The organism is Paenibacillus sp. JZ16, from assembly GCF_015326965.1.
Lineage (GTDB): Bacteria > Bacillota > Bacilli > Paenibacillales > Paenibacillaceae > Paenibacillus_AQ.
Map to the genome: position 1 here is coordinate 2,244,822 of NZ_CP017659.1, position 23,735 is coordinate 2,268,556.

Consider the following 23,735-nt stretch of genomic DNA (forward strand, 5'->3'; position numbering starts at 1 on the left):
TCCTTTATATATAAATTCCCTCCGTATTAACTGCTTTACTCACATAACATATTTTCCATTGGCTCTTTGCAGTGCTGATATCCATTTTTCTTGTAAAAATCAACCCCTTCATCACTAGGCCATACGATAATAAATTCATATTTATTTTCTTTTGCCCATTCGTTAATCTTTGATATTAATTTACTTCCTATCCCCTTACCTCGATAATTAGGTTTTGTATATACATTCGTCATATATGCAAATGGATGTGTGATTCTCCCTGGTCTCGGTACCTTGTGAATAAGTTCTATGTATATGTTGGACACGACCATGCCGTCTTCTTCAGCAACCCAAATACTCCAAATATCACTTTGAAAAGCCTTCCATAAAAAATCATAACACTCCTCGTAGAAGTCACTATAAGCTTCGTTTTTTAATGTTCCATCTAGATCGTCTTCCAGCGTAAAATCCCATCTCATCCGAATAAGTTGATCGATATCTTCCTCTTTCGCAATTCTAATTATCATGGAATCACCTCCGAATTCATTAACATCACTTCACCTTACAAATAATCGAATCGTATTCCATTCATTCCACTTGATTAATCGGCTGGGACGTTCCGTTGTTCATTATCCATTCTATAAGTCTCTTAAAAATCGCTTCATAGTCCCTTTTGGATTGATATAGCTCATGATCCGTAATGATTTTTCCATCTTCCGTTATACTGAGTGAATAATTACTTGAGTCCCGATTAAAAATATCCATCATCACAATGCTGCTGGTTGTTCCTTGATATGTGTTAATTTCACGAGAGTAAGTAATCGTATCTAGAATATCTATCATTTCGGCAATCTCATTTTGTTCATCGAATTGAATGAGGTACCTCTTGGTTTCTCCTTGAGCATGATAAGTAAAATATATTTTTTCAACATGATCCGTAGAGCTAATGATTTGCTGAAATCTGATCGGGCTTGAGAAATAAACAACTACACATATCAAGATGATTGATATTAGGATTACAAGATGACGCAGGTGTAACTTTTTCAATAAAATCCTCCATTCGATTGCGATCGTGCATCCCACCTCCAGCCGCTGAGGTTACTACTTTGTACTGAACTCTTGTATGTACTTCTTTGAATCTTCCCTGTATCTCTCTGTGTAATTATTCTTGGAATATTCACTGATTACGTTTCTCCAAAAAGATATGGCAGTTGTATTACTCTCCATTTGAGCTACTTTCCAATTTGCATTGAATAACCCAAATGCCTGTTTAGCTGCGGTGCGACCGATCCCGTTTCTTCTATATTTCTTCAAAATCATAAAATCATAAATTACATGCGTTGGGTCTGGATCTGTGTCTAGATTCTCAAACAGCACAACCAAGAACCCTAGAATTGCTCCTGACGATACTATGAAATATGGGTTCCATCTAGGGTCACCTTCCCAATAGAAATCAATGTTCACCCCGTATCTTCCATCATCATTTAAGTTCTGATTAGTGTATTGACTAAAATCATAAAAATAAAATTGATACATGTTCGATAATGTTTCTTTCTCTTGAACTGAAACAGGAATAAGTTCGATTTCCATAACGTCTCCTTTTGTATCATCCTACTCCTTTTTGAAGTTTCATTGATTCGCCTACAGATCCGGTTTATCTGGTTTCCAACCTATTTCTTGTGACCAAACATGTGCCTTTTGTATTAACTCCCATACAATCGGGCCTTTGCCTTCAACATATTTATGTCTTTCATGATGGTACAATCCCATTAACCGGTGCTTCTCTGCCGAATATCTTAAGCAATCCTCTTTATGTTCTCTCAAATAATCTCTAAATAATAATGTCAATTGTTCTGAGTAACTCCCCGTTTGTCTTACATGAATATGTGTTCTCCGATGTCCCGGAATTTCTCGAAAATACCTTTTAGTCTTATCAGGATTTTCTTTACGAAATACAAACGCTATAGACTCTAATTTATTCTTATATTGATTCACATCTTCAAAATTACTAATTGAGATTTGAATATCAATAATTGGTTTGGCATCTAGTCCAACAATCGACGTAGATCCAACGTGGTCAATTCGATCTGCTATATCCCCTAAAACTTCTCGTATGTTCCCTCCTATCTCCAAGAACAAGTTTCGCCACTCTGGATCATACTCAGCTATTCGCCATTGATCATCCATGTAATTTGTCTCCTTTGGTTTAACTCTTTTAATAGCGGATTCGTGGTTCGTTCGGTATTCACCTTTCCTCAAGGTTCTTCTGCATACTTTGAGGGATCCGTTAATAATCATTGTTCATGTTTCCTTCCAACCTATGTAACAACATATAATTCGGGTTTGCTTCCCAAGCTTCAAAGGGCACAAAACATGCTGCATTCATCGCATCCAATAATCTAGATCTTTGCTGCGGTCTCGTTATGTATTCCTCGATATTAGATTGATCAATTTTTATGTATCTAGCTTCGAGTATCTCGTCTTCTTGTATTTTAATTTCTCCACTTATGTATTGAGCTCTAAAACATATAGACAATACTTGTTTTGTTGTATTCATATAAACACCGGTTATACCAGTTGGTTTAATAATGATACCCGTCTCCTCAAGAAACTCTCTGCAAATTGCTTTATCAAGGGGTTCCCCTAACTCAACATTCCCACCTGGCATTTCCCATGTATCTGATCGCCAATGTGTTCTAAGCAACAATACCTCACCACGATCATTAGTGACTAAAGCTGAAACCGAAATACATTGTTTAGGTGCCTGGTATTCCAAACCAATCACTTCCTCTATATTACTTTATATCCTTTCATCATCTGAGATGTTTCTCTAAAGTGCCCCTAGGATAAACCATACCATGATATTTGGTAGTCAAAATCAGGGGTCATTCCTACTTTCTCTGCAAGTCGAATAGACCCTGTATTCTCCGGAGTACAGTCCCAGTATGGACGAATTCCTTTTTGAAGACATTCCTGTACAAATGCCTGAGCTACTGCAGCACCATAATTTCTTCTTTTATGCTCTTCAAGCGTTTCGATATCAATTGCATGCGTTTTATCTACAACAAATGCTGAAAAACATAAAGTGATTATCCTCAACAAAGTATCCGAATCCTTGCTCTAAGAAAGAGTCTATAGAATCCCAAAATCGTAATATCTTCTTTTCTAAAAACGAATGGTTATCCAATCGTCTTGACTTCAATAACTCACGAGTTATCCGTTGAATATTTACAACGCTATCTTGAAATTCAATGTGTGGTGGCTTCCCTCTTAATGTGAACACATGTTGAGTATCACTCGAAATGCGGCGCTCCTGAAAAATGTTTTGTATCGTTTTATCCCAAGGATCAGGATCCAGACCAATCTCGACCCAATTTATATCTTGCTCCTGTAGTTTGGGTTCTATATGATTTCTCATGTATTCTGCTAGTTCTGTTATAAATGTTGTACTCTGAGCATCTCCAACAATCTGAAAACCCTTTTGTCCTTCAATCCAAATTAATGCTGCTGTGGGTTCTGTTGGATGATCTACATAGACCCCGCCCGGGTTATTCCCGCTAACCACAGCCCTAACCTCGATATTTTTACACTTATCCGTAAAATGTCTTATTTTATAAAACTCTGATTTATTAAGTTCTGTTATCACTTTTATATCCCCCATGCCTTACCAAATATCTGATTAATAGATTCAATTCTTCTTTCTTCTTTCTTCTTTCTTCTTTCTTCTTTCTTCTTTCTTCTTATTACAAAAGCTTTATCTGCCCTTTCGAATCCGATTCTCTCATAAAATCCTACGGCTTTCGGTGCTGAAGTTAGTACATATGTCTTCTCCTAATTTGTCCCTCAATATTCTGATTAGTTCCTTGCCAATTCCTAATCCTTGATATTCCGTATCCACCGCAATATCTGAAATATAGCAGCAATATGAATAATCTGTGATGGCCCTTAAAAATCCCACCAGTTTACTTCCTTCTCTTACCGTTATAATCTCATCTGCATGATCTATCATCCTCTGAATTCGATCTGAATCGCCTACCGGTCTCCTGATCCCTGATCGAATAAATACTTCTTTAACCTCGCTGACAATACAGTCATCATTGATTCTATATTCCAGATCCACAGTTAACCCTCATTTAATTAATTTTCCAGCTATTAATATGTTTTGGTCTGATGATTCCGTTTATTCTCGTATAAAAGGCTCTTCTACTTTTTCAGTTAGTAAATCTTTATAAGCTTTCACTTTCCTAAACGTATTGCCCATCATTTCTTTATTACGATACTTACGAATTTCATCCAGATCAAATTCAGCAATAAATATGCCCTCTGACATATGATCCGCCAGCATAATGGTGTTATCGACCGATTTCCCATCAGAATCCCACATAATCGGACTATAAGCACAAGAGCATCCAGCATGTTCACCAGGAGGGTTCGCCATCGCAATGCCAACCATATTTTCATAAGCCCTAGTAGAAAGAGCCTGTAATCTTGGCTCCATGGTCCCGCAATCATTGGGAACCAGAATGATTTCTGCTCCTTTTAACATCAATACTCTTGCGCTTTCTGGGTATTCTCTGTCGTAACAAATCATGACCCCAATCTTCACCCCATCAAAATCACATACTTTAAATTCAGTACCAGGCTCCAGCATACGTTCAGTATCAAAATCGCATGTATGGACTTTGCTGTACTTTAATAAAATTTCACCATTTCGATCAATTACAAATGCTGAATTTTGAGGACGCTTTACCCCTTTTGTAAAACCCGTGATGACAATGCCAATAGATAATTCTTCCGCAATTGCTTGAAAAGATTTTAAGGCTGTATTATTTTCGTCTATTGCCGCCTCATACCAAGCTTTGAAATCAGGATGATTCTCTATCTCTTCTGCGGGAAGCTTGGTTTCAACAATGTCGGGAAAAGCATATGCAGTTATCCAACATTCAGGAAATAGTACAATATCTTCTCCAAGATCTTTGGCTTTTCTTACGTATCTTAATCCAATTTCCGTATTTAGTTTTTGATCAGGCTCACTGCAATTATATTGTACGGTTGCGACTGTAAAGGTTTTCATATTTCTGCACCTCACATTAACTCTCTAGATTCTTAACTAAATAAATTAATAGATCATCATCAACGATAACTGATTCTCCTGGTATTACTTGAACATTTTTATAGGTCATCCCCCTGCCATCCATCACATATCCACGAGATGTATACATTCTTTGGGCATTTCCATAATCTCTGTACAGCCCTACTCCTAGTCCAACGTATGTAGAGGTCTTTGAGGCAATCAGCTCTAATTCATCAAATAATCTATCTGCTATATGCTTTCTTCTATGCTCTGGAAATACGTTCAAATCATTAATCTCAGGGATGTTGTTATCAAGAAAATAAGGATACTGAGACTCATAGATTAAATGACAGCATCCTGCTAACGAATCATTGTAATAAGCAATCAGTGTTACTCGTTCATTGGTATTGTTCTCACTTAGGCACTTATAATAATAATCTCCTTGTCGATACCATTCATAACGCTTAGCAAATTCTTGATCCAGCAATTCAGCTTCTTCTAATGTAGTTAGTCTCTTTATGTTTATGATGTCCTTCATGTTTGATCTCCTTCTCTGGACCTCATTGGGCAAAACGCAGCATGATTTTCTTAGAAATACCGCCATCACCATTAATACTTCAAATCATTCAACTCTGAAGACGATTTCAGTACCTGTCTCATTATTTTTAAAAGGTTTGCTAAATTCCTTGAACACGAACTCCATTCCTGAAATATCATCAGGTAATGGCGGAGATATTACATAGTTATAGGGTGCATGCCCTGAAGAACCCCCGCCATTGGTCATTCGACAATCATATTGTTCTCCAACATACAATTCAAAATGGCTAAGGTTGTATGAACTTGAAGTTTGCTCAGTTGTCATGTCCCAATCCATGCTGAATGTTACTACACTTGCATTAGCGTATTGTCGTATTGAGTTCAGCGTATAAAAGAACATTCCTTTTACAACTGATTTTAAAACCGGAATATGTTTTCTGAACCCTGTTGGGTCAAGCATGGGTTTATAATGTTCTTCGCTCATAAACGTTCCAAAAATAGCTTTTAGATAATCCTCGTAGAGTTCAAACGTTGTCGCCCACTGTGAAATATACTCAAATGGCGGAAACCCTGGATTGTTACCTGAAAGTTCCTTCCTTTGTTTCAACAATGCACAAATTTGCTCATCAACATGAATCAATTGTTCATCATAATGTTCGGTTGGACGCTCAAATGGCATACGTTTCATCTTTTTTCTCCTTGTTCGATATAAATGTTAGAAATCCAATGCAGAAATACTATGTTAGCTGATGTCTTTGCTCCAGATATCTTGAACTGGAACTCATAATTGCACTTTCCGCTTACCGGTCTGTGTATTAATGAAACGCCCCAGCTTAGATAGTACTTATCTTAGGCTGAGGCGTGATTCCGAGAGTGTTTGTTTTACACTCTTTGGTATAAAAACAAGCTGCTAAACCCGCTTAAATGCTTTTAAGTTATAGACCATTACACCTCTTCAAGCTAACTTAATGACTGTGCCGCAAAATGGTAAAACGCCATGGCATCCTCCCCGGTGGAAAAACCAGCCTGTGCCAGCTTATCGCTGCCTCCGCCTTTACCGCGATAATCAGCCAGATACTGCTTAAAGAACGCGCCGCATGCGAGACCACTCTTCCCTCCCTGAGCGAGGACAATCTTATGGTCTGCGTTGGACACGAAGAGCACGATAACGTCAGCTTCTTCGGTGAGCTTTGCCGCCAGGTTCTGCATATCCTTCAGCGGCTTATCCGCAAAAACGTGTTGGATCAGGCTGCCCTGACGGTCCGCCAATAGCTTTCCTGCCAGGTAAGCATCATTCTCAGCCTTCACGGCGTTCAATTCAGCCTGGAGCAACTTCTGTTCATGATCCCATTTTGCAATCCGGTCCAAGACCTCCTCCTTAGAGGTATTGAACCTGGTTGATAGGCTGCTTAAAATCTCCATTCCCGCATTGAATTCATTCAATGCACGATAACCGCATTTAAAATAGATACGCAAATGCCCTTTCTGTTTCTCGGCTCTGAGCAGTTTGATCATTCCGATCTCACCCGTTGCGGAGACATGTGTACCCCCACAAGCGTTATATTCGATACCTTCGATTTCTACGATCCGGATATCGTCGGTTACCTTCGGCTGCTTCACCAGCGGCAAGGCAGCAGCCTGCTCCCGGCTCACAAAATAACTCGTTACTTCTCGATTAAGGTACACCTGATCGTTAACTTCCAGTTCCAGCATCATCAGTTGGTCCTGAGACAGGTCAGATTGAGCGATATCAATCGTAGCGTAATCTTGACCCAAATGGAAACTGAGTGTTTCCGCCTGGCATACTTCCAGACACATGGCAGACAGGAGATGCTGGCCGCTATGATGCTGCATATGATCGAATCTTCTATCCCAATCCAAACGGCAGCTAACCTCTTCCTTCTCAGACAAACGCTCGACTTTATGAAGAATTTCCCCTTCCTCCTGAACAACATCAAGAACAGGAATTTTATCGATCCACCCCAGGTCACAAGGCTGCCCTCCACCGTGCGGATAAAAGGCCGTCTCCTCCATGATCAGGTAGGTTCCGTCCTCCCGTTCCAGTTTCCGTGTGATTCGTGTCTCCCACTCCCGGATATAAGCGGAATCGTAATACAGCTTCTTCGTCATCTTCAATTCCTCACAGTTCCCTAAAATTCACTTAGTATCATGCTCACTACCTTAATAATAGAATAACAAAAATACATATAGAAGAAGATGGGGTCTCCACCAGATTCAAATTCTTTCATTACTTTTTACCGATTCCTTGATGCTGATCGTTGGGATCAACAAAAATTCCTCCTAGATTATGTACTTGATTGTTTTCTATAAATATCATAGCGCCCCCAACGGAATCATTCCTAGTGGGCCACAGATTTCATTATTATTAAAATGTTTCGATTCATCATAAGTCACTCCCCATTAAAACCAACCATAGTACGATGCCCTCCAATCATATTGAATTGATTTTTTTCGGTTACTTCATTAAAGAAACCTTTAATCTCGATATGGGGATCTTCTAAGTCAATATTATGGTTTCCTTCATACATTTCCTTCGGAGCAAATACGGTAAGAAGTAATTCTTCTCCCGGACCAATATTGAGCTTATTATTTCTAGCTTCGATCTTAAAATCATTCCCTTTAACACCGTTTTCAAGTTTTATGGGAAAACTTAAATATACATTATTTTGTACTATAATATGACTAGATTTGTTATGCAGTTTTAGTGTGAACATGGTTCCATTTGATTCTTCTTTTTGTTCTTGTAGTTCTATACTTATTTTGCCAATGTCGTCAGAAGTAACTTCATGGTTATTACTACAACCTAAGCTAAGTAGTAAGCATACGATGACGGAAATCATGATAAATGATTTTCTACCCACTTCCTGAATCCCTCCCAAATCTATATTCGCACGGTTCATATATCACGACGAAATTATTTCACTTTATAAAAATAGGGCCCACACATGTCTTCATGCGTATTGACATACGTCCAAGTAAAATTTTTATTAAATACATAGATATCTTGTTGGGAATCAAAATCCTCTGCGACTAATGCATTTGCATTACTGTATAGAAGTACACGGGGAGAGTTTTGGTACATAACATATACTTCATCTTTAATTTCAGCATTAAAAGCATTTCTTGCTTCATGTTGTTTCAGACAATCTTGTATTTCATAACTGAAAATATGCCATTTATATTGATCGTAAAAAGTGCTTTCTTTTATATCGTCACTAATGTTTAGTGCAAACGTCTTGTCCCAATTATTAATAATTTCAGTTGTTCCATCAAATAGATTTGAGATGATTACGCCTTTTTCAATTAAATTTTCTTTATATAAATATTCCTTTTGAATAAATTGAATAGACCAATAAATTTTTTGCAATTCTTCTTCCGGTAAGCTATCTAGAATTAATTGAATCTCTTTTCAAATCAAGTGTTCTCCTCCTCATTCCTATCATGAGTTCAACTTGTTCTATCCATTTATGCTCTTTATCTGCTAACAGGGTTTTCCATCCAAGTTCGATAACCGGTTTCAGGTTCTTTTCTTGATCATCAATATAAACAACCGTTTGGCCTGCTTCAAATTGTTTGCCGACATGTTGATATATCTGTATATCTGGTTTTCTTAAACCTACTTGATTTGAAATCGTTATGCTCTTTGTATAGGGTTCTACTCTTTCTAAAATCGATTCCAACCATTCCTTACAATGGTTACTTAAGATATGGATATCTGCAATTTCACTCCACTCCGCCAAATAATTTAATCCAGGGAGAGGTTCCAGTGATTGAATTAATAACGCTCTGGCTCGCTCTTTGTTAATTTGCTTTATTCGCAGACTCATCCATTCCCAAAAATCATCTTCTTTGATCTTTCCAGTCCATAGATCTTTTCGAATCTCATCAAATTGTTCTCGGATGCCTTGAAACGAGATTTCGGTACCCTTAGATAATTGGAGCCAAAACGTAGATGAGAAATTACTGACTAATACACCAGCTAAATCTAATACCAGTTGTGGCTTTGCAGTCATTGAATCGTTTCATTTCTATACTCTATGACAATTGAATTTCTTTTCTTAAATCCGTAATGTATGCGTATGCATCATTAATATCAGTAATTCCTTCAGCAACCTTCTCCCTTAATTCCTCAATAAAGAATTGAAGTTCACTCTCTCGTGAATCTATGTCCTTCAAATAATTCTCGTTATAATCCTTGATAAAATCCGATTGGCTCTTATAATATTCAAAACGTTCTAGAACATAAATTTCCTTAAGGGTGATGAATAAAGCTAGAAAATCCCTAAGGTTTCTCGCAACCAAGTTTACTGCATTCTCAAACATAGGTTGTATAAAAATAATCGGGGCCTCTTCTAAATCTTTTAGAGTTTGATTAAACGTGTAAAAAGCGAAGTGGTCCCCACCTACTCCTGTTCTGCCAAAAACTACAGCGTCCTCTGGTGTGCATTCATATCTGTCATCATCATTATTAAAGCTTATATAAAAGCCTATGTAATCATGGACAGTTTGCCCATGTAATTGATGAAGTTCCTGATCCAATTGAACAAGCTTTTCTAATGTTTCTGGCCTTTTGTAATTTAACGGCATCTAAGATTCTCCTGCTATATCAGATATGTACAAACATTAATTATTACTATTTTCAAGCGTTTCATTTAAATCTCAGGCAATCTCTTCCATTATTATACATCCGAATACCTAGCGAGGGTAGTCCAATGGTTTGGATACTGTGTTATATGATGCTATTCCTTCTCAAATCAACTATCGCTCCTCACGAGTCAATCATTTATCTACCCTTGGGCATTCTGGACCCGAGGTACCACATATTCAATATCGTTCCATATACATGTTTCAATCCAATGCTAACTGGGTAATAGAATTAAACATATTATTGCATTAGCAGTTACACGGTCCTACTCAAAAGGGAATCGTTGCTTGCTTACGTATTTTGCATATATCCATTTGGGCCGAGGGAAGCAGTGACACAATGACATTGCTGCTTGATTCGCGCAGGTATAACAGGGATTCATGTATGAGAACGCATATTTTCCCGATACGAACAGGGGCATACAGGCTTGGAATACTTCTTCGGATGGATGTAACAAGGGATTGCATAGTTTGGAAAGCTACATTGCATATAAAGGTGGAATTTTGGGTATGTAAGTCAATGCCATAACGAAGATTTTTAACTTAAATTGTTAGTACCCTCAGGGCTTCCCTCTTAGATCTTTCTCCACCCCTTAATCATGCGCTTAATCCTATTCCATTTTGATTTCTTTTAATGCTAACTTGCTTAGGTATTTTCCATTTCTACATAACAAGGCTGAAGCCTTCTCATATCTCTGGCACCGCGCTTTTCCCCTCAACAGTTTTTGGGTCCCCGATGGATGATATGCCAAATGCTCCGCATAATATGGATACTGCTTGCAAAGGGGCGATTGAATGATAGTACTGGAGCATGTGAACAAGGTTTACGATAATGGCTTTCACGCGCTGAAAGACATTAATCTGGAATTCAAAAAAGGGGAAATTACCGTCCTCATCGGACCGAGCGGCTGTGGCAAATCGACTACCATGAAGCTGATCAACGCGCTCAATACGCCATCCTCGGGCAAAGTTCTGATTGACGGTAAGGATATCTCGAGATTGAATCCGGTTGAACTTCGACGCAATATCGGCTATGTCATTCAAAGCGTTGGATTATTTCCGCATATGAATATCTCCAAGAACGCGGGCGTGGTTCCGCGTCTGAAGAAATGGGATAAAGACAAAACAGATCAAAAAGTAAGTGAATTGTTGGACATGGTCGGACTGGACCACACCATATATGGTACGCGCTATCCATCTGAGCTTAGCGGCGGACAACAGCAGCGTGTAGGCGTAGTGCGAGCGCTGGCAGCTGAACCCGATATTATCCTGATGGACGAGCCATTCTCCGCACTGGATCCCATCAGCCGCGAGCAGCTTCAGGATGAGCTGATCCGTCTTCAGCAGGAGCTCAATAAAACCATTATTTTTGTGACGCATGATATGGATGAAGCTATTAAAATCGCGGATACCATCGTTCTGATGAAAGATGGCGAAGTAATCCAAACAGGTAGACCGGACACCATTTTACGGCATCCCGCAAACGAATTTGTACGTGACTTTATCGGTTCGAAACGTCTGCAAAATGAAAATGAAAGCGCCTATGAAATTCCGCTTGTGGATGAAGTGATGATTACGAATCCGGTCACGGCATTCCCGAGCCGGGGATTGGCTGAAGCCATCAAGATGATGGAAATGAAGCGAGTCGACTCGCTGCTGATTGTGGACCGTAACCGTCAGCTACAAGGCGCGGTTTCGATCTACCGCGTGCTCGACCAATACGGCGAAGAAGGCAAAACCGTGGCAGACGTTATGCATCCGGTCCGTTTTTCCGTGGCTTCGGGAAGCACGCTTCCACAGGCTATTGAGATTATGGACAGTCATCAGCTCAGCAACCTCCCTGTCGTAGACAGCAATAACCGTTTCCTCGGATTAATCACAAGAGGCAGTGTGGTTAAACATTTGGCCGAAGTCTATCCTACGATGGTTCCTCCGGTGCTGATCGGAGAGGATGAGTGATATGAACGCATTCTGGAGTTTTATTACGGATCGTTATCCAGATATTCTAAGGGCATTGCAGGAGCATCTGGTCCTCTCATTCTCTGCCGTTCTTTTGGGGACTGTTATTGCCGTACCGATCGGTATCCTGCTCGTATACAACCGGGTAGGCTGGATGAACAGCATCGTATTTTTCATTACGAACCTGTTTCAGACGGTTCCGAGCCTGGCGCTTCTGGCTATTCTGATTCCGCTGCTCGGCATCGGCATGAAACCGGCCATCCTTGCGCTGTTTCTGTACTCCCTTATGCCCATCCTGCGGAATACCTATGACGGTTTTCACTCCGTGGATAAAGGCGTGCTCAATTCGGCCAGGGGGATGGGATACAGCACCGCCCAAACGATTTTGCGGATTCAGCTTCCCTTATCGCTTCCTTACATCATGTCCGGTGTCCGCATTACGACCGTGTATATCATCAGTTGGGCAACACTGGCTTCCCTGATTGGTGCTGGCGGTTTAGGCCAGCTTATTGTATCTGGACTTGGTGTCAACAAGCCCGAGATGATCTTCATCGGTGGCATTGGCGCTATTCTCTTGGCACTTGTAGCTGACGGATTGCTTGGGCTGCTTGAGGGCTGGCTAAGCAAACACTACCACCAGACTCAGACCCGGGACGCTGCGATATGAGTCACATCAACCGTAGACAGCGAGCCGGACGGAACAAGGAAGGCGTGATGAATCTGAAAAAACTTAAATGGACTCCGTTGTTCATCTGCATGATAGCTTTTGCTGCTTTTACCTCCGCATGCGGAATTCAAAGCGAGATTACAATCGGGACGCAAACCTATACCGAAACCAAGATTATTGCTGAAATGTATAAAGCGCTCATTGAAGACCAAACCGATCTGAAGGTCGATATTATCCCGGATCTGGCATCAAGTTCATTGGTCATCAATGCGATGAAACGAAACGACGTTCAGATGGCGACACTATATACCGGTGAGATTTTCAACAACCATTTCCCGATCAGCGGCACCAAAGACCGCGATAAAGTCTTGAAGGAAGCGCAGGATGGATTCCAGGAACACTTCGGGTTCACCTGGATGAACCCTTTGGGTTTTGAGAACACCTACGCGTTCACGGTAAGAAAGGATCTTGCCGAAGCCAACGGGTACACCAAAATCTCCGATGTCAAAAAAGACATGGGCACCATGAAGCTTGGGGTAGATACGACATGGCTGGAGAGAAGCACGGATGGATATCCTGCATTCTCTAAAGCGTATGGCATCAAATTCGGTCAGGTCTTCCCCATGGAAATTAGCCTGGTATACAGCGCGGTAGCCAATGAGCAGGTGGATATCGTGCTGGCCTACTCAACGGATTCCCGGCTGAAAGCCTACCAATTGCAGACGCTTCAGGATGACCAGCAATTCTTCCCTCCATATGATGCAAGTCCGGTATTGCGTTCGGACCTTTTGAAGAAGCATCCTGAAATTCAGGATACGATAGCGCCTTTAATCGGTCATCTGGATGCAGATACGATGATATCGCTTAATTATCAGGTGGACATTGAGAAGAAAAGCGAGCGGGAGGTCGCAATCGCGTATTTGAAAGAGCAGGGCCTCTTGAAAAGCTAAAGGAGGGTAAGCATGGAAAATGAACATTTAACATTTGCCGACTTTTTGTCGTATATATCACGAAATCAGGGGTTGCTCTGGGAGTATTTCATCCAGCATATTACGATGGTCGTTATCGGTCTGGGCCTGGCATTCATCGTTGGAGTGCCGCTTGGCATCCTCTGCTCTAAGAGCAAATGGGCAGCCAAAATCATTTTGTTTATCACCAATATCCTACAGGTGGTACCGAGCTTAGCCATGCTCGTGGTGCTCATGTTATGGATGGGACTCGGGACGACAACGGTCATGGTGGGACTCTTCCTGTATTCCCTGAATCCAATCGCGCGGAATACGTATGTTGGGTTAAAACAGGTGGATCCCAGCTATCTTGAATCCGGAAAAGGAATCGGGATGAGCCCCTTCCAAATGCTCGTGAACGTGCGTTTCCCGCTTGCGCTGACGTATATCATGTCAGGCCTGCGTATTGCGGCCGTCATCGCCATCGGTGTGGTAACAATCGCCCCTCTCGTAGGAGGAGGCGGGCTGGGACGGGAAATCTACGCTGGACTGAACAGCAATAACTCCCTCCGTATCTTTGCAGGTGCCATTCCAGCCGCAGTGCTGGCAATCGTTGCGGATCTTGTGCTTGGCATGCTCCAGCGTAAGATGGATCTAGCCAAACGAAAGTCAGGTGCGGCTCCATCGCCTGCGAAAACGCCAAACATCAACTAAGGCTTGTAGAGTGTACATTTTAAAGGGCATCCCAAAAGATCCAAGATCTTACGGGATGCCCTGTTTACTTATTTAGGAATTCCATATATATCCTTACAAGCTTACTTAATATCTCAATACTTTCCTCAACATTATGGGTCTCTAAAGCATGATTTGCATTAGGAATTTCAATGACCTCTCTGACATTGTCTATGTTGATTTGGTTTGCATGTTCCTTACTAAACACTTCATCCTTTGTTCCATAAACCACAAGTCCATTGAATTTGTTGATATAGTAAATGGTGTCTTTAATTGGTGTCAAAAATATATGTTGGATTGGAATTTCGAGTTTCCCATGAACTTCTCCAGCAACGATCGTTCCTATGCTCTTACTAATAAAAACAACTTGTTTATACTTGCTAATGATTCGTTGAACCGATTCGTGGCTATCTTCTATTACTCTTTGCAGTTCATTAACATCCAAATCCGTTCTCGCAGCTTGATAGCCGTATTCCAATATCATTAAGTCAAAACCACTTTGAAGTGCGGAGGTTCCAGCAAAATGTAGAATTGGTTTATCACAAGGAAAGTTTTTTCCGGGAAACAGAACAACCAACTTGCTGTTTTCCTCATAAAGTTGAAAATATTTTTGCTTCATTTCAGTTTTCCAATACGAGGAAACATTTAAAATCTCTAATTTCATCGTTTCCCATCCTTTCCTGTTTTAAATGATTTCGTCTAATGCTTAAATAATATTCACAAAGAACCTTCAAGCGTCGATTTTACTCGATGATAATTTCCCCTTCACCAGTAGGTACTTCAAAACCCTTGAGGAAAGAAGACAATATTTCTTCTGTTATTGTAAATGCAGCATTAGCATCGAATCTCTGGCTCCGAATGCGAAGTCGTTCACGCAAATCATTAGGATGAACTTTCAAATAAATGAGCCTCCACTCTCCTCCTCCATCTTCAATTAGCTTCTTATAATCATTTCGTTTCTTACGTTGCCAGAAACTGAAATCAATGACCACATTGCGCTTTTCCTTTAACAGATTTACTAGTTCCTTATACAGCTTTAACTCGGCTTGAACTTTAAATTGCTCATACATTTCAACTGGATAATCAATTCCGTATCGACCATTTGTAGACCATATCTCTTCATCTATGGAGAGACGTACAAAGCCCCTCTGCTCTAGCCGTTGAGCAAATGTTGTTTTTCCTGACCCAGCCACACCGCACATCATGACTACTAATGGAATTGAAACATCTGCTTGATGGATCAGATTTTCTATTTTAGGATTTTCAAGCATCCAAATCCTCCTTTCAGCCTTGAGTCCGGTTAATACTGATGTATCCATTGCGGATTAGCGAATATAGTAAAGAGAATACCATGAGAATTTCCATCTTGGATACAGCTATTTCATTAGAAAAGCTTTATATTCCACTTCTCCTATGGCTGCTCGCTGTAGTAGACTAGTGCTCGATGCCCTGCGGATCTCAAGGTTTATAAAGTGCTGGAGATTTTGATTTAATTAGAAAACGGAGCCCGTAAAACCACGTGGCTCCGTCTCTGAGTCGGATCATAAGATGGCCATAGGATGGAAACGTCAGGATTGCCGGTTCGTATGAACTCTATCCAAGCCCTGCTGACAGCATTCCTGCATCATGCTGCCGTCTCCACAGCCGGGCATACAGGCCATTCGACGAAAGCAATTCGTCATGGCGGCCTTGCTCCACAATCCGCCCTTGATCTAATACAACAATCTGGTCGGCATGCTGCACGGTCTTAAGCCGGTGAGCGACGACGATGACGGTTCGGCCTCGAACAAGCCGATCAATCGCTTTCTGAATCTCCGCTTCGTTCTCGGGATCGAGAGAAGCGGTTGCTTCATCAAGGAGAATGATTGGCGCATTTTTCAGCATCGCCCTTGCAATGGAAATTCGCTGTTTTTCACCGCCCGACAGTGTGCTTCCGCCTTCACCGACCATCGTGTCGTAACCCTGCGGCAACTTCAGGATAAAATCGTGACAACAAGCAAGCCGGGCCGCTTCCTCGATTTCCTCGTGCGTTGCGTCGCTTCGTCCGAACCGGATATTGCCTTCAATCGTATCCTGAAAGAGGTACACATCCTGAAACACCATAGATACTTTACGCAACAACGCTTCCGGGTCCATTGCGCGAATATCCTCCCCGCCCATCGTCACCATCCCCTTATCCGGGTCGTAAAAACGGGCAATGAGCCGAAGAATGGTACTTTTACCGCTGCCCGAAAGGCCGACCAATGCGGTGAAGGAACCTGCCGGCATGCTTACGCTCACGTCTCGCAATACGGGTTGATCCAGATAGCCGAACGTAACCTGCTTCAATTCGATATCATGATCTGCAGGGGGCTGCCGCTCTCCTTGCATGATCGGCTCCCGCAGGAGCTGCACGATGCGTTCGCCCGCCTGCTCGAGATAGCGAAACTGCGCATAACCGGCGAGTGCTGTCGTCAGCGGATCGAAGATTCGGGTTCCGATGATCAGGAACGCTGCGAATGTGATAACATCCAGGCTCCCGCCGAGCAGCAGATGTACCCCAGCCGTGACCATCAGGGTAAGGCCGACACGAAAACAGGCAATCGCGCTCAGCACTATCGGCCCCAACAACCCTTCGAGGCGGATGCTCTGCCGCATCAATTCCCTGAATGACCGATCAAGCCGGACAAAACGTTCTCCGGTCAAGTTATAAGCTTTAATCACCCGAATACCGTTCAAGTATTCTTGCAGTCGATTGGAGGCCTCGATCTTGGCCTGTATATGCTGCGAGCCAAGTTTGCGCTGGATGCCGGAGGTCAAAAGCACCAGCAGGATTGCCACCGGCATCGCAGCGAATAGGGAAAGCGCTAGGCGCCAATCGAGGAAAAACAGGCCAATCAAGGCCAGAACCGGCATGACGGCGGCTCCGATCATCTGCGGAACCACATGGGAGATGCCATGTTCCAGCATCGCAAAATCGCCCATCATCATATTGGCAAGATCGCCCGGATCGCGTTTGTTCAGATACCCTAATGACAGCTTGCGCAAATGCTCGGCCAGCCGCGTCCGTCCGTCCGCCGCCGCGCTGTATGCGTCGCGGAATTGAGAACGACTGGCGAGAGTTTCGCAGGCGAACAAGAGAACAAGCGAAACCGCCAGCCCGCCGCACACCCACCAGAGCCGTGCCGTATCCAGGGGGATAGCGGGATGGACAAACGGGGTAAAGAACAATCTTACTGCTTCCACCAACAGCACAAAAGGGATCACGCCCGCCAAATTGGCAACGGTCGTGTAAAATACAGGTTTAACCAACGAGCGCGGATTATCCGCTGTAAGGTTGCGCAGGATGTTCATATTCTGCATCCACCTCCCTTTTGCCCATATGCCATTGCGTTGCTTGGCGGTACGAACGCCACATGCGTGCGTACAAGCCGTCAGCAGTTAAGAGGGCTTCATGCCTTCCCCGCTCGACGATTCTCCCGCTTTCCATCACGAGAATTTGCTGTGCATCCTGAATGGTGGACAGGCGATGGGCAATGACGATGACCGTCTTGTTTGCCATCAACGCTTTCAACGCCAGCTGCATCTCATATTCATTCTCCGGATCGGCAAACGCCGTCGCTTCATCCAGCACAAGAATGGGGGCGTTCTTCAGAATCGCTCTGGCCACGGTGATCCGCTGTTCCTCTCCGCCTGACAAATAGACGCCTCCTTCCCCAATCCGCGTGTCATATCCAAGCGGAAGGTTCTCGATGAACGGATGACACTGCGCTGCCTGCGCCGCAGCGTACACTTCTTCCGGTGACGCGTCCGGCCGTCCGACCGCAATATTGTTGTATACCGTATCGGAAAACAAAAACGATTCCTGAAACACGAATGCGACGGTGTTCATCAGATCGGAGGTCGCTATTTCGCGAATATCTATATCGCCGATGCGGATCGCTCCCATGTTCGCATCCCAGAATCGAGGCACCAGATGGGCAATGGTCGATTTGCCCGCTCCCGACGGACCTACGAGCGCCGTCACTTCCCCTTGGCGGGCGGTAAAGGATATGTCCGTAAGTACGGCGCCATCTGCCGATTCCGTTTCATATGAAAAAGAAACATGATCAAATGAAACATCAAATGTAGTCGGCCGTCTCGGACTCTCGGGCTCCGGTACAAGCCCTTCCGCCAGTATGCGGTCCATGCGCTGAACGCCCTCGTTGATATCCTCGAGCGTATGAATCAGGAACATGATTTTAAGCATAGGAGCAGATATGCCCGGTGCCATGATCAGGAAAAACAGCAGAACGGAGGCGAATGAGACGCTGCCCGGATCGCGGCTCAATAAAAACACGCCGACAGGCAGAACAAATACGACAAACGAGCTGATTATCACTTTAAACAGCACAAATCCGTTTTGAAACAGATCCGCCAATTTCACGCCATAGTCACGGTAGCGGATCATGTCCTGGTAAAATTGGCGAAACGATTTCACGGTTTGCCCGAACACCTTGACGGCCGGCATCCCCCGTACATACTGGACGGCGGAAGCGTTCATCCGTTCCAGCGAATCATGATACTGTTTGAGGTATTCTTTTGTCTTTGGTGCATTAAACAGCGCGATCTGAACCGCAATTGCGAGGACAATCGGCACGACGCACGCAATGGCCAACCAAACATTCAGAATAAACATCACGGTGATCGTCAAGACCGTGGTCACAACAACATGAACGAGGTCGGGCAATTGATGAGCGATGAACGTTTCCACTTTCTCCACGTTTTGTTCCAGCGTATTCTTCAGGGCTCCCGTCGAATGACGGTTCAGCCATCCAAGCGGGAGCTTGCCGATATGTCGGGCAAGCTTGACCCTCAGTCCGTAAAGAATGCGAAACGCGGCAACATGCGCTGCCATTGCCCCCGCGTACGTCGTGATCAAGCCGGCTGCGAAGCCGATCAAAGCGATCACGCCCCAACGAATCATCATCGCTTCGTTCGCCGAAGCCGGGGACGCTGCGTGTTCCAACAACTCTTCCAGAATGAAATAGACGGAAGCATAGGGCACCAGCATGCAAACGGCGCTAAGCGACGATAAAAGGCCGGAGACGATCAACAATCCGCGCTTCTCTCCGGCGATTTCCAGAAGTCTGGCCACTCCTGTTTTATTTGTCATGGCTCTCCCTCCTCATTGAAGTAAAGGCAACCTTTTTCTTGCTGAGTATAATGAGAAGAGAAAGCCCGAATAAAAGCGTGCAAAACGAATACGGAACTGCCATATGAGCCGTGTAAAGCGCAGTCCCTGTAATCGGCCCCAGGAAGGCTCCTCCTCCCAGCAAAGTCGCGATATAGGAAGCAACGCTCCGTTGTTCATGATCTTGTACCGCATCGGCAGCTCCCGCACTATATCCAAGCCAGGTAAGGCCGAAGCCGATGCCAAGTATGGCAAAATCCAGATAGGCATAACGAATGAATGATAACAGCCCTAACAATCCCAACACGACAATCCACATTCCGAGTCGTAACATTCGCTCGGGTCGCCACTTCAGATATTTGCTAATGACAATTTGCGTGACCACAACCATGGATCCACAAATGGCCAAGCCAAGTCCGATCAGTTGCGTCGCTTCCCGTGCTTCATACCCAAACGAATCTTGAACGTAAAAACCGATGGTCACCTGAAGTATATTGATAGTGAGCGAAAGTAGAAGACCGGTCCACAAGAAAAATCGAATTCTTACATCAAACGGCGAAAGCGATGGAGCAAATTGATCTTTCTTTTGTACCGCATCGTTGGGAATCGATATCCATAATAAGATAATCATCATGAAAAGCAGGGCGGCAGCCGCGTACATCGGCGATGTAAGCCCGATTGCCGCCATACCGCCGCTCATGGCAGGGCCCAATATGAAACCGAGTCCATTGGCGGCACCAAATATGGCCATCCCCTGCGTTCGCGTCTCCTGTGTCGTCCAACTCATCACATAGGCTTGCGCTTTGGAAAGAAAGCCTCCGAAGAAAAATCCCGCAATCGCACGCAACAGCAAGAAGATCCAAAAAAAGCCCGACGAACCGTTGCGATGGGTCCCCGCATAATCGGCGAGAAGGGCAAACAGGAGCAGTGTCGCCAAATATACAAACATGATAAAAGCCAGCATTCGTTTTCTGCTCATAAAGGTCGTTTTTTCCCAGAAGAATCCGCCGAGCAACCAGCACAGCCCCGTCACCGACACCAAACATCCCGATTGAATCTCGCTGAGTCCCAGTTCGCGCGAGAGCAGGCCAATAATCGGATTGAACACCGCGACCGAGATTGTGCCGCATAGGATAATCATAAACATTATGACAAACTTGTATTTCAAAACCAGTTCACCTCTATCGTAAATCATATTCGCTCACTCCGGCAGGTTGACCGTCGAGCTGCCGATTTCAAACGGTGACAAGACGCCTTCATACGCGATGTGAGAACGATCGGCGTCGCTTTGACGAAAAAGGCCAGTCCACTTATTCCCGTCCAAATGAGCGACGACCGCATACGGGAATATAACTTGCCTTTTGTAGGTGCCCGATAGGCTCGGCTCGCATTCCAAGCGGCAATTCCGCCAAAAATGGGCAGCGAAACGGTCATCGCAAAATTGACCATCAACCACAGCATGAACGATTTCCTCCTCGTAGATTGATCTATTCTGATTCGATTACGCAACCGATACTAAGCGCCCTGTATGAACGTAATATGAACTAGATGGAAGAAAATGAAAAAAAGGTGAACGGATCGTTCACCTTTTCGTTCGCTCGTATTTTCGATTGTGTGACGGAGTTACATGGCTGGCAGAAAGACGGTTATCGCCGTGCCTTTTCCTACAGCGCTGTCGATTTCGATCGAGCCGCTGTGCAATTCGACAACGCGCTTGACGATCGCAAGACCAAGTCCGCTTCCCCCCGCTTCGCGGTTGTGCGACTTATCGGCCATATAAAAGCGTTCGAAGACGCGTTTACGGTCTTCTTCGGTAATGCCGATTCCCGTATCGCGAATGACGACTCCGATTTTTTCATTTCCTGACACAAGCTCGATGGAGATGTCGCCGCCCTCGGGCGTAAATTTGATGCTGTTGCTGAAAATATTAAGCCAAACCTGGTTCAGCAGGTCTTCATCCGCATGAATCGCCGTTTTTGGAAGCTTGAAGTGAATATTTAAGTGTTTGTCCGCCCATTGCGGTTCAGCCGCTATGACAATGCGACGCAGCTGCCTGTCAAGCCGAAAGAGCGTCGGATGGAAGGGATAATGGTTCGAATCGATCGTGGCCAATCGAAGCATGTTCTCGCTCAGTCGGGACAACCGCATGCTTTCCTCCCGGATAATGTTCAGACAGCGCAGCTGTTCGGCTTCATCAAGACCGTCTTTCTGCAGGATGGAAACAAAGCCTGAAATGGACGCCAGCGGGGTTTGAATCTCGTGGGATACATTGGAAACGAACTCCTGCCGCATCCTTTCAACCTGACCGACCTCGTAGGCCATTTGCTGAAATTGCTTCGACAAGACGCCTAATTCATCCTTGCTCTTCGTCTGAAGAACGATATTATAGTCTCCCTTGGCCACTTTTTGGGTTGCGGCCGTCAAAGCCTTTAAGGGTTTCACCACTACTCTAGTAAAGAGTATGAATTTGAAGCTGCCGATCGCGAGCGCAATCAGAATGAACGAACCTATAATGGTGAATAGGAGATACATGTTGGAGCTTTCCGGATGGATGACGAGCGCCAGCGGCTCATCAGCGGTTCGCAAAGGAAAACCCATTTGAAGGCTCGTCGGCAAGGGCAGGACGGACGTGCTCCTCATGATTTCGGCGCCGCCCTGGACGAGTCGTATTTCGTCATCGCTAAGGTTGGGTTTGCTTGTGTGGCCGTACGCGTAAAGCAATCCGTTCCGATCGTAGATCCATAGGGATACCTTCATTTCTTCGGACAACTGATTCAGATAATGACCGCGTTCAGTTGGCGCCAATCGGGAATAAACATCCGCAATCAACCCGCTTCGCATCGCATATTCGTCCCGGATGGATTGCGTGACTTGGTTTTGAAACAAAGATACGGTGATCGGAATGGAGAGTCCGAAACCTACCACTAATGCAACAATAAAGATCAATAAAATTTTGAAGTTGATGCTCTTAATCATGGATTTCCGTCTCCAACCGATATCCGAGACCGCGAACCGTTACGATGCGAAAAAGATGGGGATAGGCGGCGAACCGCTCCCGCAGCCGCTTGATATGAACGTCGACCGTCCGCTCATCCCCGTCGTGGTCGAATCCCCATACCGATTCGATTAACTGCTCTCTCATAAAGATTTGGCCGGGATAGCTTGCAAGCTGATATAACAGTTCAAATTCCTTAGGCGGCAAATTCCAATTCACATTGCCGTCCGAAACGGTTCCCCGAAGCCGATCCAACTTGAAGCTGCCCAATATAACTCTCTTATCGGCCGCAATACGGTACCGGCGCAGCACCGCTTTGATTCGGATCACCAGCTCCTGCGGATCGAAAGGCTTGACCAGGTAATCGTCGGCGCCCAGGCCGAATCCTTTCACCTTCTGACTCGTCTCGTGCTTGACCGTTATCATGATTATGGGTAGTTCGGGGTACAAAAGCCGCAGTTCGCTGCACAAATCCCACCCGTCCATGACAGGCATCATGACATCAAGCACAACCATATCCGCAGGCGAGCTTTCCATTTCTGCAAGCGCCTCTTTGCCGTTAACCGCGCCCCGGACATGATAGCCTTCGCATCTTAAAACAAGTGATATCATTTCCAACATATGAGCATCATCTTCTACTATAAGAATACTTGTCATTCCTTATCCCCCTTACTTCATTTTGCTGTTTGAACGCTCAAATGGGAACGATAAGTAACCAACCGATTCGTTTATTCCATTCCGATAGTTATTCTGAAAGGTTATCTTCTTGCCATTATAATCGCTTTGTTAGATATTTTCATGGCAATGTAGTTCTCTCTCTTTCGTAATCTCATAATTGTTGAATACCAAAGATTGCTTGTCGTTAGGTACTAAACGACAAATAAGGGTAGGCAATGTTCATCATCGCCTACCCTATATTACATTTTATTTAGTTGATTCCATACTTTCCATTCCAACAAATGGTTGGAATGGAACCGTCTAACGAATTATGAAACTGGAATTTCACTCACATGATATCTACGTCGATA

26 protein-coding genes and 1 pseudogene are annotated in these 23,735 nt (G+C 43.9%); 4 read left to right on the forward strand and 23 right to left on the reverse strand.

Annotated features, from left to right (window positions below; all coding sequences use genetic code 11):
- Positions 1-35 precede the first annotated feature (35 nt).
- The 15 genes and pseudogenes from BJP58_RS10200 to BJP58_RS10270 all read right to left on the reverse strand — a co-directional run bounded on the left by BJP58_RS10200 (position 36) and on the right by BJP58_RS10270 (position 10,198).
- Positions 36-506: a GNAT family N-acetyltransferase gene (locus tag BJP58_RS10200; protein ID WP_194543830.1), complete on the reverse strand. Its 471-nt coding sequence runs from the start codon at positions 504-506 to the stop codon at positions 36-38.
- A 61-nt stretch (positions 507-567) separates the two neighbouring features.
- The gene (locus BJP58_RS10205) at positions 568-1,026 is read right to left on the reverse strand and encodes a hypothetical protein (protein WP_194543831.1); all 459 of its coding nucleotides are present in this window, start codon (positions 1,024-1,026) and stop codon (positions 568-570) included.
- A 54-nt stretch (positions 1,027-1,080) separates the two neighbouring features.
- Positions 1,081-1,569, reverse strand: coding sequence for a GNAT family N-acetyltransferase (locus tag BJP58_RS10210; protein ID WP_194543832.1), 489 nt, complete (start codon positions 1,567-1,569; stop codon positions 1,081-1,083).
- A 51-nt stretch (positions 1,570-1,620) separates the two neighbouring features.
- Entirely contained in the window at positions 1,621-2,166 is a 546-nt protein-coding gene (locus BJP58_RS10215) for a GrpB family protein (protein WP_194543833.1), read from the reverse strand.
- Between the two features lie 100 nt (positions 2,167-2,266).
- Positions 2,267-2,755, reverse strand: a complete 489-nt coding sequence (locus BJP58_RS10220; protein ID WP_194544897.1) for an NUDIX hydrolase — start codon at positions 2,753-2,755, stop codon at positions 2,267-2,269.
- Between the two features lie 65 nt (positions 2,756-2,820).
- A pseudogene (locus BJP58_RS10225) lies at positions 2,821-3,640 on the reverse strand (GNAT family N-acetyltransferase).
- 120 nt (positions 3,641-3,760) lie between these two features.
- On the reverse strand, positions 3,761-4,099 hold the full coding sequence (locus BJP58_RS10230; protein ID WP_233355029.1) for a GNAT family N-acetyltransferase: 339 nt from the start codon (positions 4,097-4,099) through the stop codon (positions 3,761-3,763).
- A gap of 60 nt (positions 4,100-4,159) precedes the next feature.
- The gene (locus tag BJP58_RS10235) at positions 4,160-5,053 is read right to left on the reverse strand and encodes a carbon-nitrogen hydrolase family protein (RefSeq protein ID WP_194543834.1); all 894 of its coding nucleotides are present in this window, start codon (positions 5,051-5,053) and stop codon (positions 4,160-4,162) included.
- A 16-nt stretch (positions 5,054-5,069) separates the two neighbouring features.
- Complete coding sequence (locus BJP58_RS10240) at positions 5,070-5,591, reverse strand: GNAT family N-acetyltransferase (RefSeq protein ID WP_194543835.1); 522 nt, start codon at positions 5,589-5,591, stop codon at positions 5,070-5,072.
- An 84-nt stretch (positions 5,592-5,675) separates the two neighbouring features.
- On the reverse strand, positions 5,676-6,278 hold the full coding sequence (locus BJP58_RS10245; RefSeq protein ID WP_194543836.1) for a hypothetical protein: 603 nt from the start codon (positions 6,276-6,278) through the stop codon (positions 5,676-5,678).
- A gap of 272 nt (positions 6,279-6,550) precedes the next feature.
- A complete protein-coding gene (locus BJP58_RS10250) occupies positions 6,551-7,720 on the reverse strand; it encodes an alanyl-tRNA editing protein (protein ID WP_194543837.1) in 1,170 nt (389 codons plus the stop codon).
- Positions 7,721-8,001: 281 nt separating this feature from the next.
- On the reverse strand, positions 8,002-8,472 hold the full coding sequence (locus BJP58_RS10255; protein WP_194543838.1) for a hypothetical protein: 471 nt from the start codon (positions 8,470-8,472) through the stop codon (positions 8,002-8,004).
- A 53-nt stretch (positions 8,473-8,525) separates the two neighbouring features.
- Positions 8,526-8,978, reverse strand: coding sequence for a DUF4275 family protein (locus tag BJP58_RS10260; protein ID WP_233355030.1), 453 nt, complete (start codon positions 8,976-8,978; stop codon positions 8,526-8,528).
- A gap of 16 nt (positions 8,979-8,994) precedes the next feature.
- Positions 8,995-9,624, reverse strand: a complete 630-nt coding sequence (locus BJP58_RS10265) for an HAD family hydrolase (protein WP_194543839.1) — start codon at positions 9,622-9,624, stop codon at positions 8,995-8,997.
- A 22-nt stretch (positions 9,625-9,646) separates the two neighbouring features.
- Positions 9,647-10,198 carry a hypothetical protein gene (locus tag BJP58_RS10270; protein ID WP_194543840.1) on the reverse strand — a complete coding sequence of 184 codons (552 nt, stop codon included), beginning with the start codon at positions 10,196-10,198 and terminating at the stop codon, positions 9,647-9,649.
- Positions 10,199-11,050: 852 nt separating this feature from the next.
- Between BJP58_RS10270 and BJP58_RS10275 the strand changes: the two genes are divergently transcribed.
- Genes BJP58_RS10275 through BJP58_RS10290 form a run of 4 tightly spaced genes read left to right on the forward strand, consistent with a single transcriptional unit; the run spans position 11,051 to position 14,542 of the window.
- Positions 11,051-12,214: an ABC transporter ATP-binding protein gene (locus tag BJP58_RS10275; RefSeq protein WP_194543841.1), complete on the forward strand. Its 1,164-nt coding sequence runs from the start codon at positions 11,051-11,053 to the stop codon at positions 12,212-12,214.
- Between the two features lies 1 nt (position 12,215).
- A complete protein-coding gene (locus BJP58_RS10280; RefSeq protein ID WP_194543842.1) occupies positions 12,216-12,881 on the forward strand; it encodes an ABC transporter permease in 666 nt (221 codons plus the stop codon).
- Positions 12,878-13,831 carry a glycine betaine ABC transporter substrate-binding protein gene (locus BJP58_RS10285; RefSeq protein WP_194543843.1) on the forward strand — a complete coding sequence of 318 codons (954 nt, stop codon included), beginning with the start codon at positions 12,878-12,880 and terminating at the stop codon, positions 13,829-13,831. Before BJP58_RS10280 ends, BJP58_RS10285 begins: the two co-directional genes overlap by 4 nt.
- A gap of 12 nt (positions 13,832-13,843) precedes the next feature.
- Positions 13,844-14,542: an ABC transporter permease gene (locus BJP58_RS10290; protein WP_194543844.1), complete on the forward strand. Its 699-nt coding sequence runs from the start codon at positions 13,844-13,846 to the stop codon at positions 14,540-14,542.
- A 64-nt stretch (positions 14,543-14,606) separates the two neighbouring features.
- Here the strand turns inward: BJP58_RS10290 and BJP58_RS10295 are convergent, their stop codons facing one another.
- The 8 genes from BJP58_RS10295 to BJP58_RS10330 form a co-directional block, all read right to left on the reverse strand.
- A complete protein-coding gene (locus BJP58_RS10295) occupies positions 14,607-15,224 on the reverse strand; it encodes an alpha/beta hydrolase (RefSeq protein ID WP_194543845.1) in 618 nt (205 codons plus the stop codon).
- Positions 15,225-15,303: 79 nt separating this feature from the next.
- Complete coding sequence (locus tag BJP58_RS10300; RefSeq protein ID WP_194543846.1) at positions 15,304-15,831, reverse strand: P-loop nucleotide/nucleoside kinase family protein; 528 nt, start codon at positions 15,829-15,831, stop codon at positions 15,304-15,306.
- 322 nt (positions 15,832-16,153) lie between these two features.
- Positions 16,154-17,893 (reverse strand): ABC transporter ATP-binding protein, encoded by a 1,740-nt coding sequence (locus BJP58_RS10305; RefSeq protein ID WP_194543847.1) that lies wholly within the window; start codon positions 17,891-17,893, stop codon positions 16,154-16,156.
- Positions 17,862-19,694: an ABC transporter ATP-binding protein gene (locus BJP58_RS10310; protein ID WP_194543848.1), complete on the reverse strand. Its 1,833-nt coding sequence runs from the start codon at positions 19,692-19,694 to the stop codon at positions 17,862-17,864. The genes BJP58_RS10305 and BJP58_RS10310 overlap by 32 nt, the downstream gene beginning before the upstream one ends.
- The gene (locus BJP58_RS10315; RefSeq protein WP_233355031.1) at positions 19,684-20,859 is read right to left on the reverse strand and encodes an MFS transporter; all 1,176 of its coding nucleotides are present in this window, start codon (positions 20,857-20,859) and stop codon (positions 19,684-19,686) included. The genes BJP58_RS10310 and BJP58_RS10315 overlap by 11 nt, the downstream gene beginning before the upstream one ends.
- 44 nt (positions 20,860-20,903) lie before the next feature.
- On the reverse strand, positions 20,904-21,173 hold the full coding sequence (locus tag BJP58_RS10320) for a hypothetical protein (protein WP_194543850.1): 270 nt from the start codon (positions 21,171-21,173) through the stop codon (positions 20,904-20,906).
- A gap of 162 nt (positions 21,174-21,335) precedes the next feature.
- On the reverse strand, positions 21,336-22,688 hold the full coding sequence (locus BJP58_RS10325; RefSeq protein ID WP_194543851.1) for a sensor histidine kinase: 1,353 nt from the start codon (positions 22,686-22,688) through the stop codon (positions 21,336-21,338).
- Positions 22,681-23,364, reverse strand: coding sequence for a response regulator transcription factor (locus tag BJP58_RS10330; RefSeq protein WP_194543852.1), 684 nt, complete (start codon positions 23,362-23,364; stop codon positions 22,681-22,683). The genes BJP58_RS10325 and BJP58_RS10330 overlap by 8 nt, the downstream gene beginning before the upstream one ends.
- Between the last annotated feature and the right edge of the window lie 371 nt (positions 23,365-23,735).